At 59.0% G+C, this 16,932-nt stretch carries 17 protein-coding genes; 16 read left to right on the top strand and 1 reads right to left on the bottom strand.

Going from position 1 to position 16,932, the window contains the following annotated elements; genetic code table 11:
* Positions 1–7: 7 nt before the first annotated feature.
* The 14 genes from OLX72_RS02830 to OLX72_RS02765 all read left to right on the top strand — a co-directional run bounded on the left by OLX72_RS02830 (position 8) and on the right by OLX72_RS02765 (position 14,769).
* On the top strand, positions 8–1,141 hold the full coding sequence (locus OLX72_RS02830) for a Gfo/Idh/MocA family protein (protein WP_433989761.1): 1,134 nt from the start codon (positions 8–10) through the stop codon (positions 1,139–1,141).
* The gene (gene xylB, locus OLX72_RS02825; RefSeq protein ID WP_433989760.1) at positions 1,141–2,580 is read left to right on the top strand and encodes a xylulokinase; all 1,440 of its coding nucleotides are present in this window, start codon (positions 1,141–1,143) and stop codon (positions 2,578–2,580) included. The genes OLX72_RS02830 and xylB overlap by 1 nt, the downstream gene beginning before the upstream one ends.
* On the top strand, positions 2,577–3,878 hold the full coding sequence (gene xylA, locus OLX72_RS02820) for a xylose isomerase (protein ID WP_114868990.1): 1,302 nt from the start codon (positions 2,577–2,579) through the stop codon (positions 3,876–3,878). The genes xylB and xylA overlap by 4 nt, the downstream gene beginning before the upstream one ends.
* A 50-nt stretch (positions 3,879–3,928) precedes the next feature.
* Entirely contained in the window at positions 3,929–4,702 is a 774-nt protein-coding gene (locus OLX72_RS02815) for an MOSC domain-containing protein (RefSeq protein WP_114868991.1), read from the top strand.
* A 112-nt stretch (positions 4,703–4,814) separates the two neighbouring features.
* Positions 4,815–5,789 (top strand): ROK family protein, encoded by a 975-nt coding sequence (locus OLX72_RS02810; protein WP_433989759.1) that lies wholly within the window; start codon positions 4,815–4,817, stop codon positions 5,787–5,789.
* Between the two features lie 9 nt (positions 5,790–5,798).
* Positions 5,799–6,113, top strand: a complete 315-nt coding sequence (locus tag OLX72_RS02805) for a hypothetical protein (protein WP_433989758.1) — start codon at positions 5,799–5,801, stop codon at positions 6,111–6,113.
* Positions 6,114–6,204: 91 nt separating this feature from the next.
* On the top strand, positions 6,205–6,699 hold the full coding sequence (locus tag OLX72_RS02800; protein ID WP_433989757.1) for a DUF411 domain-containing protein: 495 nt from the start codon (positions 6,205–6,207) through the stop codon (positions 6,697–6,699).
* Entirely contained in the window at positions 6,696–7,160 is a 465-nt protein-coding gene (locus OLX72_RS02795) for a c-type cytochrome (RefSeq protein WP_433989756.1), read from the top strand. Before OLX72_RS02800 ends, OLX72_RS02795 begins: the two co-directional genes overlap by 4 nt.
* The gene (locus tag OLX72_RS02790) at positions 7,157–7,501 is read left to right on the top strand and encodes a copper resistance CopC family protein (RefSeq protein WP_433989755.1); all 345 of its coding nucleotides are present in this window, start codon (positions 7,157–7,159) and stop codon (positions 7,499–7,501) included. The genes OLX72_RS02795 and OLX72_RS02790 overlap by 4 nt, the downstream gene beginning before the upstream one ends.
* Positions 7,502–7,531: 30 nt before the next feature.
* A complete protein-coding gene (locus tag OLX72_RS02785) occupies positions 7,532–8,383 on the top strand; it encodes a copper resistance D family protein (protein WP_433989754.1) in 852 nt (283 codons plus the stop codon).
* Between the two features lie 121 nt (positions 8,384–8,504).
* Entirely contained in the window at positions 8,505–8,912 is a 408-nt protein-coding gene (locus tag OLX72_RS02780; protein WP_433989753.1) for a hypothetical protein, read from the top strand.
* Positions 8,913–9,002: 90 nt separating this feature from the next.
* Positions 9,003–11,213 (top strand): efflux RND transporter periplasmic adaptor subunit, encoded by a 2,211-nt coding sequence (locus OLX72_RS02775; RefSeq protein WP_433989752.1) that lies wholly within the window; start codon positions 9,003–9,005, stop codon positions 11,211–11,213.
* Positions 11,210–14,389, top strand: a complete 3,180-nt coding sequence (locus OLX72_RS02770) for an efflux RND transporter permease subunit (RefSeq protein ID WP_433989751.1) — start codon at positions 11,210–11,212, stop codon at positions 14,387–14,389. Before OLX72_RS02775 ends, OLX72_RS02770 begins: the two co-directional genes overlap by 4 nt.
* Before the next feature lie 35 nt (positions 14,390–14,424).
* Positions 14,425–14,769: a copper-binding protein gene (locus tag OLX72_RS02765; protein WP_114869432.1), complete on the top strand. Its 345-nt coding sequence runs from the start codon at positions 14,425–14,427 to the stop codon at positions 14,767–14,769.
* 322 nt (positions 14,770–15,091) lie between these two features.
* On the opposite strand, the gene OLX72_RS02760 is transcribed toward OLX72_RS02765, so the two are convergent.
* Positions 15,092–15,364, bottom strand: coding sequence for a metal-sensitive transcriptional regulator (locus OLX72_RS02760; RefSeq protein WP_433989750.1), 273 nt, complete (start codon positions 15,362–15,364; stop codon positions 15,092–15,094).
* 80 nt (positions 15,365–15,444) lie between these two features.
* Here OLX72_RS02760 and OLX72_RS02755 point away from each other — a divergent pair, with 80 nt between their 5' ends.
* Positions 15,445–15,996, top strand: a complete 552-nt coding sequence (locus OLX72_RS02755; protein ID WP_433989749.1) for a DUF305 domain-containing protein — start codon at positions 15,445–15,447, stop codon at positions 15,994–15,996.
* 17 nt (positions 15,997–16,013) lie between these two features.
* Complete coding sequence (locus OLX72_RS02750; protein WP_433989748.1) at positions 16,014–16,802, top strand: glutaredoxin; 789 nt, start codon at positions 16,014–16,016, stop codon at positions 16,800–16,802.
* The last annotated feature ends 130 nt before the right edge of the window (positions 16,803–16,932 follow it).

Here is a 16,932-nt window from a genome sequence, read left to right as displayed (position 1 = left end):
GAACGAGATGGGTGACAGGATCAGACTGGGCATGGTCGGTGGCGGCAATGATGCCTTTATTGGCGCCGTCCACCGGATTGCCGCGCGGATTGATGACAAATACGAACTGGTGGCAGGCGCGCTGAGTTCAACCCCCGAAAAATCCCGCGCCAGCGGCGAGGCGCTGGGCGTGCCGCGCATTTACGATGATTTCAAGCAGATGGCGATCCGCGAGGCGAGGCGCAAGGACGGGATCGAGGCGGTCAGCATCGTCACGCCGAACCACGTACATTTCGCAGCCGCGCGCGAGTTTCTGAAACGCGGCATTCACGTCATATGTGACAAGCCGCTGACATCTACCCTGAGCGACGCCAAGAAGCTGGTCAAAGCGGCAGAAGCCTCTGATGCCCTTTTTGTGCTGACCCATAATTACACCGGTTATCCCATGGTCCGGCAAGCACGCGAGATGGTCGCCAATGGCGATCTGGGTGCGATCCGCTTGGTGCAGGTGGAATACCCGCAGGACTGGCTAAGCGTCGAACAGGATTTCAAGCAGGCCAACTGGCGCACCGATCCCAACCAGTCTGGTGCGGGCGGTTCGACCGGCGATATCGGGACGCACGCGTTCAACCTGGCGTGTTTTGTGACCGGATTGGAGGTCGACAGCCTGAGCGCCGATCTTCAGGCATTCGTTCCCGGACGTCTGGTAGATGACAATGCGCATGTGATGCTGCGGTTTGCCGGCGGTGCGCGCGGAATGCTGTGGTCCAGCCAGGTTGCCCCGGGCAATGAAAATGCGCTGCGCATCCGCGTATACGGCGAAAAGGGCGGGCTGGAATGGGCACAGGAAGACCCCAATTATTTGTGGTTCACGCCTTTTGGCGAACCTAAACGCCTGATCACCAGAAATGGCGCCGGCGCCGGTGAAACCGCCGCCCGTGTCAGTCGCGTACCACCGGGCCATCCCGAAGGCTATCTGGAAGGGTTTGCCAACATCTATTCCGAAGCAGCCGAGGCAATCATTGCTGCGCGAAGCGGCAAAGCCCCTTCCGGCGCGGTTCTCTATCCGACTGTCATGGACGGGTTGAAGGGTGTTCAGTTTGTATCGGCTTGCGTCAAGTCATCGGCCCGCGATGCGGCCTGGGTCAAGCTGGATCACTGATGTTTCTGGGGCTTGATCTGGGCACGTCGGGTGTCAAGGCGCTGTTGATTGGCGATGATCAGGAAGTGATTGCGGATGCCACGGCCTCTTTGGCCGTTTCGCGTCCACATTCCGGCTGGTCCGAACAGGACCCGGCGGATTGGCTTGATGCCACGAAAGCCGCGCTGACGGCACTGGGCGCGACGCGTGATTTGTCAGCGGTCAGAGGCGTCGGATTGTCGGGCCAGATGCACGGGGCGACCATGTTGGACGCTGCGGACCAGCCGTTGCGACCGTGCATTCTGTGGAACGACACCCGCGCCCATGCCGAGGCTGCCAACCTGGATGCAGACCCGAAATTCCGTGCACTGACAGGCAATATCGTGTTTCCGGGCTTTACTGCGCCCAAGCTGTTGTGGTGCCAGCGGCACGAGCCTGACATTTTCAACCAGATTGCCAAAGTCCTGCTGCCAAAGGATTATCTGCGGCTTTGGCTGACCGGTGCCTATGTGTCGGAAATGTCCGATGCTGCGGGCACCGGCTGGCTCGACACAAAAAAACGCGATTGGGATGATGAATTGTTGGCCGCCACCGGATTGACCTGTGATCACATGCCGGCGCTGATTGAAGGGTCCGACGTGTCGGGCGATCTGCGACCTGAAATCGCAAAACGGTTCGGTCTGAAACCGGGTATCCCCGTCGCGGGTGGCGCGGGTGACAATGCCGCTTCGGCCATTGGTGTCGGTGTGGTGCGCGCAGGCGAGGCATTCGTTTCGCTGGGAACGTCCGGTGTTCTTTTTGCGGCCAATGATGGTTACGCGCCCGACCCGGATACAGCGCTGCACACATTCTGCCATGCCTTGCCGGGGCGCTGGCACCAGATGGGGGTGATCCTTGCCGCCACGGACGCGCTGGCGTGGTATGCCCGTCTGGTGGGTGGGACGGCTTCACAGTTGACGGACGGTTTGGGGCCGTTGCGCGCCCCCGGCCGGCCCATATTCCTGCCCTATCTGGGGGGCGAACGGACACCGCATAACAATGCGCATATTCGCGGCGCGTTTCTGGGCCTGGAACACGCCACAGACCGTGACGCCGCCACCCGCGCCGTGCTGGAAGGGGTCGCCTTTGCGTTTCGGGATTGTCATGCAGCTATGGATGCCACCGGAACCCGGATTTCGCGTCTAACAGCCGTGGGCGGTGGGGCCGCATCGCAGTATTGGTTACAGGCCATTGCAACGGTTCTGAATTTACCGATCGACGTTCCGGTAAAAGGCGATTTCGGGGCTGCGTTTGGCGCGGCACGTCTTGCCATGATGGCCGCCGGACAGGGCGGCATCGAACTGGCGCACCCGCCCGAAATCAAACAAACAATCGAACCCGAACGCGCATTGTCGGACGCATTCAGCGAAACCTACGACCGTTACAAGAAAACCTATCGCGCCCTGAAGGAGCTGCCATGACTGATTTTTTCCAAGGCATTCCCGCTATTACCTTTGAGGGTGAGGAAGGCACCAGCGACTTTGCCTATCGTCACTACAACGCCGATGAAATGATTCTGGGCAAGCGGATGGAGGATCATCTGCGCTTTGCCGTCGCCTGGTGGCACAGCTTTGCCTGGCCCGGGGGCGATCCGTTCGGTGGCGCGACATTCGAACGCCCTTGGTTCGGTGAAACCATGGATTTGGCGCGCATGAAGGCAGACGCCGCGTTCGAGTTGTTCGCAATTCTGGGTCAGCCCTTTTTTTGTTTTCACGATGCAGACATTCGCCCGGAAGGCGCCGATTTTGCGGAAGCCACCCGCAATCTGGAAGAGATTGTCGATTACATCGGGCAAAAAATGGAAGCTGGTGGCCCAAAACTGCTTTGGGGAACGGCAAATCTGTTCACACATCGCCGGTTCATGGCCGGCGCAGCGACCAATCCGGATCCGGATGTCTTTGCCTATTCAGCGGCAACGGTGAAAACCTGCATGGATGCCACGCTGAAACTTGGGGGCGAGAATTACGTGCTGTGGGGCGGGCGCGAAGGCTATGAGACCCTGTTGAACACCGACCTCAGACGCGAACGCGATAATGCCGGGCGCTTTTTGCAGATGGTCGTCGAATACAAGCACAAGATCGGCTTCAATGGGGCCATTCTGGTCGAACCGAAACCGCAGGAACCTTCAAAACATCAGTACGATTATGATGTGGCGACCGTGTATGGCTTTCTCAGGGAATTCGGGCTTGAGAATGAGGTGAAGATGAACATCGAACAGGGTCACGCTATTCTGGCTGGGCATTCGTTCGAACATGAACTGGCGATGGCCGCGTCGATGGGTATTCTTGGTTCGATCGATATGAACCGGAATGATTATCAATCGGGCTGGGACACCGACCAGTTTCCCAACAACGTACCCGAAATCGCACTGGCCTATTATGAAATTCTGAAAGCCGGCGGGTTTTCAAGCGGCGGCACCAATTTCGATGCCAAGCTGCGGCGGCAATCGCTGGATCCGGCCGATCTGGTTTTGGCCCATGTCGGTGCGATGGATGTCTGCGCGCGTGGTTTGAAGGCAGCGGCACGGATGCTGGAAGACGGCGGTTTGGAAGACGCGCGACAAGAGCGCTATAGCGGATGGGATACTGCAGCCGCTAAACAGCATCTGACAAACGGTCTGGATGGATGTTTTGACTACGTGATCCAGAATAGCCTGTCGCCCGAACCCCGATCCGGCCGGCAGGAAAGACTTGAGAACCTGATCAACAGGTTTGTTTGAACGTTTATATCCGGCGGGCTCGGACCCTGTAGAAAAAGGACCAAAACGCCATGCAAGGCACGATTTGTGGTCTGTTCCACTACCCCGTCAAAGGGTTGAGCGCGCAACCGCTGGATATGGTTGATCTGGTTGCCGGTCAGGGGTTCCCCTTTGACCGGGTGTTCGGGTTTGCGCGACCCGATAGCGGTTTTGATCCCGAAAACCCCAAACCGCTGCCGAAAACCAAATTCGTGGTTCTTGCGCGCGATGCCGCATTGGCCACACTGATGACCCATTTTGATCCGCAAACGGGTTGTCTGAAAATCCTGAAGCAGGGCAAGACCTATCAGTTCGATCTGGCAAAGCCCGAAGGGCGTATGGATGCTGCGGCTTTGCTGACCGAACATCTGGCGTTTCCAGCGGATATGCAGCCAACGCTTTATTCGGCAGACCCGCACAGGTTTACAGACGTTTCCGTGGTGTCGCCCGCAATGATGAACGCGGTTTCGCTGATCAATCTGGACAGTGTCGCCGCGTTTTCAGAAACGCTCGGATACCACATCAGCCCGGCCCGGTTTCGTGGCAACATCCATTTCTCCGGATTGCCCCCGTTTTCGGAACTGGATCTGACCGACCGAATTCTGGAAATCGGTGATGTCCGTCTGAAGGTGGTTATGCGCACGAAACGCTGCCCGGCAACCGAAGTCGATCCTGTGACCGGTGCGCGCGACCATGATGTGCCGTCGCTCTTGAGGGCGCATTACGGCCATTCTGATATGGGTGTTTACGCCGAAGTGCAAAGGGCAGGGCGCATCCGCCCCGGCGATGCTTTGCGCCTGTTGTGAAAGGGTGAAGTTTGTTGTTCAGGTTGAAAGCCTCTGCAATGACTTTGGTCCCGACAGTCAGGCCCGTCTGTCATGCCGGGTTTAAAGCGGCGGCTTTAGAAAAGGATAATTCATGTGGAACCTGTTGGCGGATGTTGGCGGCACACATATGCGGATCGCGGCGGCGTCGCGTGCCGGTGATATCCTTGATCAGAAATCTTTTCCGTCCAAGGGTGGTGCCGGATTTCTGAGCGCTTGCGAGGCAATGATCGCTGAACGAAAAAGCACACCAGCGGCCGCGGTCGTAGCTGCCGCCGGAGTGGTCACGAACGGTGCTGTGCGGCTTACCAATTCAGAACAGTCCTTTTCCGAGTCCGATTTGGCCCGTGTCTGCGCAACAGCAGACGTCACCATACTGAATGATTTTGAAGCGGCCGCTTGGTCTCTGGTGAGCGTGACCGACGCGGATACAACCTGCTTGCAGGGGCCGGTAGATATCCCGGCCGGACCGCGTGTGATCATCGGGCCGGGCACGGGTCTGGGTGTCGGGGCGTTGATCCGGGCGCATGATCGGCCACATGTCATTGCCGGTGAAGGCGGCCATATAAGCCTGTCGCCCCGCTCTGCTGACGATCTTAACTATTTCGAACACCTGGTTCGGCTTTGGCCAGACGTGCGCATGGGGCAAGGCATAGCCGTCGAGGCAGAAGCGGTTTTATCCGGCACCGGGCTTCCGGTTCTTTATCGTGCAATTGCTGCGGTGCATAAAACATCAGACGAAATACGCAACGCCAAACAAATCTTCGATGCCGCCCGCGCCGGAACGGACGAAGCCGCGCAGATCGCCGTTGATCTTTTTCGCAGATATCTTGGTGCGATGGCAGGTGATCTGGGGCTGGTCTACGGGGCCAGCGGCGGCGTTTTTGTAACGGGCGGGCTTGCGATCTCCAACCCATGGATATTCGATCAGGCCTTTCTGGATGCGTTCAACGCGGGTGGCCGCCACAGTCACTGGCGCAAGCAACTGCCGCTCTATCTTTACCGAAACTCTGATTTTGGCCTGATTGGCGTGCGCAACTACTTGCAAATATCCACATACCCCATGTAGGTATATTGCATGGGTTTGATCCGGCTTCTTCTTGTTGTCATGGTCGCGCTGTCCGCTTCGGTCTCCGGGGCGATGGACGCGTGGCATGCAGTTGTCATGGAGCATGGCCACGCGGCTATGGACGGAGAGACGGACGATCAGCCGGTCTGTTGTTCGGAAAGCACCGAACGCTCTCAGACCTGCCATGCCCTTCCCGCATTGCTTCCCGGTGCGGACCAGCACGAAGCTGCCCTCGCGTCCTGCAAGGATGTCACCATGGCTACAAGCCTGCTAATGACGGGCATTGAGCCGTCCGGCCCTCTCGATCCTCCCCGCGCTGTGTGATGCGTGCCGCGTCACTGTTGTCGCGGTCTCTTCATTGCAACCACACCTGAACGGGCTTCGCCCGTGGATATACCTGTCGAGAGGAACAGACATGAAATCGATTAAGACACTACTCGCCTTCACCCCTGCCGCTGCGCTTGTGCTCGGCCTCGCCTCCTTTGGCGCGGTCGGGATGGCACATGCGGACAGCCATGCTGGCAAGATGGATCACGGCACGATGCACGTTACCAAAAGCTCGACCTGCGGCTGTTGCGGTGCCTGGGTCGCGCTTGCCCGTGAGGAAGGCTACGACATCGAGGTCACCGACACCCGCGATGTCACCACCGTAAAGCTCGAAAACGATGTGCCCGGCACGATGTGGTCCTGCCATACAGCGGTTATCGACGGTTACGTGGTCGAAGGCCATGTGCCCTTCGCGGCGCTGGCCAAGCTGCTTGAAGAGCGCCCCTATATTTCCGGGATCGCTGTGCCCGGCATGCCCTTCGGCTCACCGGGCATGGGGGATGATCCGACCGCGCGCTATGACGTGCTGGCCTTCGGCGGCGACGCCGGTGAGGGCGCGGTCTTTTATCAGGCCGGTCAGTGAACCGGACCATCACACTCCTTCTGGGGGCAGGGGTTCTTGCGAGCGCCGCTGCCCTCGCGTTCGGATGGGGAACCTCGGCACCGGCTGGGGTGACACTTGCGCCGTCGGACCCAAACATTGTGGCGCTTGGAGAGACGGTTTACGCCTCGAACTGCGCGTCCTGCCACGGCGTGAACCTCGAAGGTCAACCAAACTGGCGCGCACCCGGACCGGACGAGCGGCTACCAGCGCCGCCGCATGACGCAACCGGACATACCTGGCACCATGACGGGGACACGCTGTTCCGTCTGACGAAATACGGCACCGCCGCGCTGATCGGCGACCCCAGCTATGAAAACAACATGCCCATCTACGATGGCATTCTGACGGATGATGAGATCATTGCCGTTCTGAGCTATATCAAATCCAACTGGCCGCAGGATAACCGCGACCATCATGACGCATTGGAGAACATGCAATGACGCGTATCATTCTGGCCCTTGCGGTCGCGCTTGCGACGGCAACGGTCGCGCTGGCCCATTCCAAGACCGAAGCGACAACCCCGGCGGATGGCGCGACTGTCCAAACTGTCCAGGCGATCGAGATGCGGTTCGATGACCCGATGCGCGTTACTGCCATCACCCTGACCGGCCCGGACGGCGAGATGGACATCACCCGAGAAACCGGCCTTGATCCGGTGACGGAGTTCCGCGCCCTGCCAGTGGGCGCCATGCCTACCGGGGCCTACACTGTGGAATGGCGCGCGTTGGCGGCAGATGGCCACCCGATGCAGGGCAGCTTTGACTTCACGGTCGCGGACTGAACTGTGGAGGGTCTGGCTCCGATAGACGGTTTGGCGCTTCTGGCGATCATCGCGAAGGCCGCCGGATATGCGGCGGCGCTGGTCGCAATGGGTGGGCCGCTCTTCGTCGCGACCTTCCGATCCGCGCCCGAGGATGTGTTGCGCCTTGCCCGGATGCTCGCGGCGACCGCAGCGCTGGTCGGTCTCGCTTTACTGGTCCTGCGCTTCGGCATCCGGTCGGCACGCATATCGGGGATGGGCCTGCACGGTGCTGTAGATCCCATAATGCTCGGCCTTGTCTGGGACAGCCCGCTTGGCACAGGGGCGATCTGGCGCGGCGCGGGGGCCGTTCTGATCCTTGGTGTTATGATCCGGGGGGCATTTGGGCTGGTTGCAAGCCTGACGGGCGCGCTACTTGTCGCGGGGTCCTTTGCTATGGTGGGCCATTCGCTAGGCGATCCACGCAGTATGCTGGCAGCCCTCTTGGTCATGCATTTGCTGGCCCTGGCCTTCTGGGTCGGCGCCTTGGCCCCGTTGCACCGGGCAGCCGGCCAGTCAGGCAGCGCCGCGCTACTTCATCGCTTCGGCATTGTTGCCAGCGGGACGGTCGCCACGCTGATCCTCGCCGGGCTGGTCTTTGCATGGCTGATGATCGGTTCACTCGGCGGGCTGTTTGCAACGGCCTATGGCTGGACGCTCATCGCAAAGCTCGTTGTCGTCACCGGCCTTCTGGGGCTGGGCGCAAATAACAAGCTCCGGCTCGTCCCTGCGCTCGCGTCCGGCGAACCTGCAGCCTCCGGCAGGCTGCGCCGCTCGATCCGGGTGGAAGCCATTGCGGTCGCCCTGATCCTGTTGGCAACCGCGACACTCACCTCGATCACCACACCCCCGGTGAACCTGTGACTGCAGAATCGCCCGTGTCACGTCCCAGATGGCGCGAATTGGCCTTCGCAACTCTCGACCGGTCAGCCGGTTCACGCCGATATGACTTGCATTTTGGTCGGGAACGCTGGATGACCTCCGCATGAGATGGATGAACGATACGTTCGGGATCGGGTCGGTTTTTCGACCGGTGGGGCTTTTGCTCCTGATCGCGATGTTCGTTTTTCAGCTCGCAGCGCCGCCTGTCTCCGCGGCGGCGTCGATGGCTGATCGTCATGCACAGCATCCGGACATGGCTGATGCGGCAGTCAATTGTCCGACACATTCCGCTCAATCGGGTGCGTATGCCCACGGCGGAACGAACGTTGATGGCAGTCATGAAAATTTTGCGCACTGCATGCCATCAATGTGCTGCTTTCACGACACCGTCTCTACATCCAATTTGGTTGCAGTCGGCATGCTTCTGCCCGGCGCTCAAATAATTGATCGCGGCAAAACGTCGTCCTCCAACGCTGGTTCGACTCAAAAACGTCCCCCAAGACACGTCTGATTGATTTCCGAACCGCGGTCGCATCCTGCGACTGCGTGACTGCTATTAATTAGAAACAGTTCCGTTGTCGGAACTGGGGTCGAGGCAACAATGCGTGGACGATATTCAGCCCTTAGCATTCTGGCGCTAGCCGCCGGGGTCGCTGGTGGCATCTATCTGGAAAGACTGTACTTCAATCCATCGGAGATGGCCGGATCGACAGGGCCAGAAATCCTTTATTGGGTTGCTCCGATGGATGCCAATTTTAGGCAGCCGGGTCCCGGCAAGTCCCCAATGGGAATGGATCTGGTGCCGGTCTTCGCAGGCGAGGAACCCTCGGGCGATCCATCCGAAGTGACGCTGTCGGCGGCGGAAATCAACGCGATCGGTGTCCGCACCGCGATTGCGCAGACTGCCGAGATTTCGCAACGGATCGAGACGGTCGGTTTTGTCGGCTATGATGAGCACCTCACAAGCCATGTGCACACCCGCGTTGATGGCTGGATCGAAGCACTGAACGTGCGGGCGGTTGGTGATCCGGTACGCAAGGGTGACGTTCTGTTCGAGATGTTTTCGCCCCTTATCGGATCGTCGAGCGCGGAACTGGTGCGTGCGATTGAGGCCGGCGATCCGCGGATCGTCGAGGCTGCTCGCGGCAAGTTACGAAGCCACGGTATGTCGGACGATCAGATCGCCCGGATCGAGGCAGAAGGTGTGCCTGTACGCAACATCGAGGTTTTGGCCCCGCAGGACGGAGTCGTAATTTCGCTTGAAGCCGCTGACGGGATGTTTTTGCAACCCGGCGTCCGTGCAGTTTCGCTGACAGATCTCAGTGCCGTCTGGCTGATCGTCGATGTCTTTGAGCGTGACATCGCGCGGATGACAGACGACATGCGCGCAGTCGCCCGTTTTGAACATTTGCACGGGCGCACCTTCGAGGGTGTGATCGATTACATCTATCCAGAACTTGATGCCGAGACGCGCACACTGCCAGTGCGCCTGCGCTTTGATAATTCCGAAGGAATGTTGCGCCCCAACATGTTCGGCAATGTCAGCTTGATCCCCAACGAGACACGGATGGCTTTGACCGTCCCGACCGAGGCGATCATTCGTACGGGCGCTGCCGAACGCGTCATTCTGAAAACCGGGGAAGGCACGTTCAAGCCCCGCCTGATCACAACTGGTCTGCGCGACAATTTCGGCGGAGGCGGCCGTACGGAAGTCGTACAGGGCCTGGCACCCGGTGAGGAAGTTGTAGCCTCCGCTCAGTTTTTGATCGATAGCGAGAGTTCTTTGAGCGCCGGTCTGATGCGCATGGCGCCTACAGATGAAGCTCCTGCACGCGGGACTGGCGAGTTGATTGCGCTCGACATCGAAAATCGTAGCGCCACGATCAAGCATGCAGCGTTGGACGCACTTGACTGGCCTGCGATGACATCGCAATTCCCGCTGCGTGCGGACGTTCCGCTGGGACGGTTGGAACCGGGTCTGCAGGTGGCGTTCCGCGCGGCCCGTGGTGCAGACGGGCTCCTCAGCCTGATTGAACTGGGCAGCGACGATGGCATTGCCGCGACAGGCACAGGCACGGTGATGGCTGTCACTTTGGACGGCAAACTGACGCTATCTCATGATCCGATCCCGGAACTGGGGTGGCCTTCAATGCAGATGGACATGCCAGTCGCAGGGTTCGACGTGGCAGAGGTGCCGCTCGATCAGCCCGTCGAGTTTGATTTGTCCAAAGGGGAGGATGGATTGTTCACCATCGTTGCCGTGCGCGGCGACGGGATGATGATCAGAAACGAGATGAGCACGCCCGAACCGATGGAAGTGGCAACAGAAGATGCTGTGACCTCGCCGATTGTCGTGTCCGGGACCATCGAGACCGTCGATCAAGAGAACCGCATGGCCACGATCGCGCACGGACCGATTGTGGAGATCGGGATGCCCGGCATGACCATGGGATTCGCCTTGGACGAGACACTGGATCCTGCGGCGTTGATCACGGGGCAGGAGATGACGCTGACCTTCACCCGCCCGGATGGCATGACGATGATCCTTGTGTCAGCCAAACCTATTACTCCGCCGATGGAAGTGTCAGGCACCATCAATGCCATCGATGCAGCGGCGGGTATGGCAAACATCACCCACGGCCCGATGATGGAGATCGGAATGCCAGGGATGACGATGGATTTCGTCATTGATCCGTCAGTTGATGTGTCGCGCTTGCCGGAGGGAGACGAGGTCACGCTTCTGCTCAAGCGCAACGCCGATTTCTCATTGACGCTGGTCGGCGTGGCTGCGGCTCCAGAGGTGATCCAATGATCCCGGCCATCATTCGCGCCTCGATCGCAAACCGCGTGATCATTCTGGCTCTCGCAGTGATGATCGCCGTTGCAGGTATCTGGGCGATCCGGGAAACCCCCGTAGACGCCATTCCGGACCTGTCGGATGTACAGGTGATCGTCAAAACACCCTATCCGGGGCAAGCGCCACAAGTGGTCGAGGACCAGATCACCTATCCGATTGCCACCGCGATGCTGGCTGTGCCGGGGGCCAGCGACGTGCGCGGGTTTTCGTTCTTCGGCGACAGCTATGTCTACGTCGTCTTCGAGGACGGAACGGATCTTTACTGGGCGCGCACCCGGGTGCTGGAATACCTTGGCCAGATTGCCGCCGACCTGCCTGAAGGCGTTTCACCGCAGCTTGGGCCGGATGCGACTGGCGTGGGGTGGATCTACCAATATGCGCTCATCGACCGCACCGGCGGCCATGATCTGGCCGAATTGCGCACGCTGCAGGATTGGTTCCTGAAATACGAACTACAAACCGTCGATGGCGTGTCCGAAGTGGCCACCATTGGGGGCATGGTCAAGCAGTATCAGGTCGTGGTCGATCCCAACAAGCTGCGCGCCTATGACGTGACACTTGCCCAGATCCGGGGCGCCATTCAGGCCGCGAACCGCGAGACGGGCGGTAGTGTGATTGAGATGGGCGAGGCCGAGTTCATGGTCCGCTCCACGGGATACGTCGATGAACTGGCCGATTTGGCCAAGGCACCGCTGATGGTGAATGCTCGCGGCGCGGCGATCACGCTGGCCGATGTAGCCGACATTCGGCTTGGTCCTGAAATGCGGCGCGGCGTTGGTGAGTTCGGTGGTGAGGGAGACGCAGTGGGTGGCGTGGTGATCTTGCGCTGGGGCGGCAATGCGCTGGCAACGATCAAGGCAGTGGAGGCGCGCATAGAGGAATTGCGAGTGAGCCTGCCCGAAGGGGTTGAGATCGTTACCACTTACAACCGTGCGGGCGTGATCGAGCGTGCGATTGAAAACCTGCAAAAGAAACTGACTGAGGAATTCATCGTTGTCGTTCTGGTCTGTGCCGCCTTTCTTTTACACATCCGGTCGTCGCTGGTGATCCTGCTGTCGCTCCCGCTTGGCATCTTTGCGGCCTTTATCATCATGAAGCTGCAAGGGGTGAACGCCAATATCATGTCGTTAGGCGGCATCGCTATTGCCATTGGAGCAATGGTGGACGCCGCGATCGTCATGATCGAGGCGATGCATAGGCGGATCGAAAAAGAGAAACTGACGAACGAAAACCGTTGGTGCATCGTCAGTGAATGCGCCTCGGAGGTCGGGCCCGCACTATTCTATTCTCTTGCGATCATCACCGTCAGTTTCCTGCCCGTGTTCGTGCTTGAAAGCCAGGAAGGGCGGCTATTCAAGCCGCTCGCCTTCACCAAGACCTATGCGATGGCCTCCGCCGCGATCCTGTCGATCACGCTGGTGCCGGTGTTGATGGGTTACTTCGTGCGCGGGCGCATTCTGCCTGAACGAAAGAACCCGCTGAACCGGATCGTGATCTGGATCTACCGCCCGTTTCTGGACGCCGCCGTAGCATGGCCATGGGCCACGACGCTACTGGCCGGGGCGCTGGTCGCCTCTATGATGTGGCCGCTTCAGCGGATCGGAACCGAATTCATGCCCGAGTTGAACGAGGGCGATTTTCTCTATATGCCATCGCTCTATCCCGGTGTGTCTATCGGCAAGGCGCGCGAGGTCTTGCAACAGACCGACCGCCTGATCGCGACTGTGCCTGAGGTCTTGACCGTACATGGCAAACTGGGCCGCGCGGACACAGCCACCGATCCAGCTCCGCTCACGATGATCGAAACGACCATTCAATTGAAGCCCGAGGCCGAGTGGCGTCCCGGCATGACAATGGAAATGATCCGCAACGAGCTGGACCGCGTGGTGCAGATCCCGGGTGTGACCAACGTCTGGATTCAACCGATCAAGAACCGCATCGACATGTTGGCCACAGGCATCAAGACGCCGGTCGGCGTCAAGATATCCGGAGCAGACCTTAGCGTGATCGAACAGATCGGGATCGAGGTGGAGCGCGTGGTGGCGGACATTAAAGGCACCGCCTCTGCCTATGCCGAGCGCCCCATCGGAGGGCGGTTTATCGAGATCAACGTCGATCGCGATGCCGCTGCACGATACATGATGTCGGTGCGCGATATTCAGGATGTTGTGCAGACGGCGATTGGCGGCATGCAGGTGTCGGAATCCGTAGAGGGGCTGGAGCGTTTCCCGATCAACCTGCGCTACCCGCAGGAATGGCGCAACAGCCCCGAAAGGCTGCGCGATCTGCCGGTTGTGACGCCCTCGGGTGCACATATCCCGCTGGGGTCTCTTGCCGAGATCAAGGTCGTCGATGGGCCCGGCATGATCCGATCCGAAAATGCCCGCCGCACCGGTTTTGTCTTCATCGACATCACTGGGCGCGATCTTGGGGGATACGTGCAAGAGGCGCGTCAAGTTGTGGCTGATCAAGTCTCCTTGCCGCCGGGGTATTCGATCACCTGGTCAGGGCAATACGAATACATCGAGCGTATGCAGGAACGGCTCAAGCTCGTGGCTCCGGCGACCTTGCTGATTATCACTTTGATGCTGTTTATGGCCTTCAATCGGGTGATTGAGGTGGGAATCATTCTCGCGGCCTTGCCGGTCGCTCTGGCGGGCGGAGTCTGGTTCCTGTGGTATCTCAGCTTCGATATCTCGGTGGCGGTGCTTGTGGGCTTCATCGCTCTGGCGGGCGTGGCGGTCGAAACGGCCATCGTGATGCTGCTGTATCTCAATCTGGCATGGGAAAAACGAAAGAAAGAAGCCGCGACTGAGCGGCGTGAAATGACCCCACTGGATGTGGAAGAGGTGGTTTTCGAAGGCGCGCTCCTGCGCGTGCGCCCCAAAGTCATGACAGTCGCAACCATCTTCGCAGCACTCATTCCGATCATGTATGGTACCGGAACCGGGTCCGAGATCATGCAGCGGATCGCGGCTCCGATGATCGGTGGCATGGCGACCGCGACCCTTCTGACGCTCTTTGTCATTCCGTCGATCTTCGTGATCTGGAAAAGGCTGGCCCTGAAACGGGTCAACAGAGAATTGCTGCAACCAGTCCAAGAACCCGTAGCACCTGTACCGGCAGAATAGGACCTGCCAATCAACTCAACCTGAAAGGATGACCCATGAAAACTCTCTCTCTTGCCCTCTCTGTTCTTGTTCTGAGCGCGCCACTGGCGTTTGCGCAAATGAACCACTCGGACATGGACCATTCGAACATGCCGATGAGTGACGAAATGATGGAAGGTGCTGTGCATACCAAGGCGGTGGTGAATTCCATCAGCGAAGGCACTGCCAATGTCAGTCACGAACCCATTCCTGAAATCGGCTGGCCTGCCATGACGATGGATCTGGCGATGATGCCCGGCGCGGAAATGATGGGCGATATCGCAGTCGGAGATTCCGTCACGTTGATGCTGATCAAGGGCGACGACGGCATGTATGCAATTGGCGCGATGATGCCTGAATAAAGCGCGTCGGCTGGTCGGGAGACTCTGTCCCTGGTCAGCTTGACGGCTTGGACATGCCGATGCTCGCCACGCCGCTTTCTCCTTTCGATGAGGATGGGACTGTGCGTGATGTGACGCGCAAAGACAACATGCAGCCTGTCAGTTGGGTGTTGTCGGGCGGCAGGCACTGCTTTGGGATTGGGTTTGCGACATGTTCGCCGGATCGGTAATCGCCACCCCTTCGCCCGGATGGCGGGCCTGGTTCTGTCTTGGCATCAACGTGGCGCCTGCGGTTGTGCTCGCCGCGATGCTGTGGGACGGGCAGGTAGTCAATTGAAAAAACCTACCGCGAAGCCTTCTGCAATAGTCCGATCAACTCGTTGAACTTGGCGCGCTGTTCCTCCGGATCGCCGCTTTCGATCGCGGTCTCAACACTGTGCTCCGCGTGGTGTTCGAGGATCAGCTTCTCGACGCCCAGCAAGGCCGACCGGATCGCGGCCGTCTGCGCCAGGATGTCCATGCAGTAGCGGTCGCTTTCAACCATTTTCGCTACGCCGCGAACCTGTCCCTCAAGCCGTGACAGGCGGTCCAGCGTCTTTTCCTTGTTGGCCTTCATGCGGCGGCGCCCCTTTTTTTGGAACCTTTGGCTGATATTTCTGTTGTATACCCCATATGGGTATATTCAAGGAGCAGACAATGGCACGTCGGAACGATACTACAACAGTTTCCGAAAGCTCGCATCACGATAGCGGTTCCGGCAAAGGAAGTGGTTACGGCCGGTTCTTCGCAATGATCGGCACTTCGACCGTGGTGATGTATTGTCTGATGTACCTGAACACCTATGCCCTTGATCATGTTTTCTTTTCGCAAACGCGGATGTGGATGGCGCTCTACATGGGCGGAATGATGGCAGTTATCATGCTCGCCTTTATGCTTGGCATGTATTCCAACCGGTCTGCCAATATCGCGACCTTCGCCGGCGCGGCCATCGCCTTTGCCGCCGGTGTCTACCTAGTGCGGTCGCAGGACACGGTGGGCGATGTGGCCTGGATGAAGGCGATGATCCCGCACCATTCCATCGCGATCCTGACCAGCGAACGGGTGAACATTTCCGACCCGCGCGTCCGTGAACTGGCCGATGCAATCATTGAAGCACAGCGCAGCGAGATCGAGGAAATGAAAATCTACATCGCGGACATGGAAGCCAACGGGGACGCACCCGCAGGCACGACCCGCACCGAGCCCTGAAACAAAGGAAACACATCATGCCGAAAGACCCGCGCGACGTCGCCGACATCACATCCGACCCTGCCAGCGCTGCAACAGGAAAAACGGCCGTTCTCTACCGCATGGCTCTGCCAGACCACCTGTGCCCCTCCGGACAAAAGGCACGCTGGCTGCTCAAATCCAAAGGCTACGATGTCGATGACCGCTTGTTCCGCGAGCGGCCCGAGGTCGATGCCTTCATGGCTAAATATGATGTTCCCACTACGCCCCAGATCTGGATAGATGGTGAACGCATCGGCGGCTACAGCGATCTGCGCGAGCGGCTGACCGATTACGACCCGAAAGCGACTACCTATAAACCCGTTATCTATCTTTTCGCCGTTGCCGCTGCTACCGCGCTCGCGCTCTCCATCGGTTTTCTCGGCGCGATTACCTGGCAGACGCTGGGATGGTTCATCTCGGTGTCGATGATCCTGCTCGGCATGCAAAAGCTCCGCGACATCGAGGGCTTTACGACAATGTTCCTAAACTACGACCTGCTTGCGCGCAGGTGGGTGCCTTACGCCTATATTTACCCTTGGATCGAGACCGGGGCAGGCATTCTGATGACTGGAATGCTGCTGACCGCGCTGGCCGCACCTGCGGCCCTCTTCGTCGCAACGGTCGGCGCGATCAGCGTGTATAAGGCCGTCTACATCGACAAACGGGAGCTGAAATGTGCCTGCGTAGGCGGAAATTCAAACGTGCCCCTTGGTTTTGTCAGCTTGACCGAAAACCTGATGATGATGGGAATGGCCATCGTTATGTTGGTGATGATCGCGACTTGAAGCCGGTTCGATGTCGAAGCGTCATTGCATGAGTAGCAAGCCAGGCGATCGCAATTCCAGCTTTCAGCACAAGACGACGTTCAAGTGGCAATAGCGTAGTTCTGGTCCGTCCCGCTTGTTGATTTTCGAT

Origin of the sequence: Sulfitobacter sp. TBRI5 (genome assembly GCF_051013555.1) — a bacterium.
Taxonomy (GTDB): domain Bacteria; phylum Pseudomonadota; class Alphaproteobacteria; order Rhodobacterales; family Rhodobacteraceae; genus JL08.
Note: the sequence above shows the minus strand (reverse complement) of the source record. Positions and strands in the feature narration are given on the sequence as shown.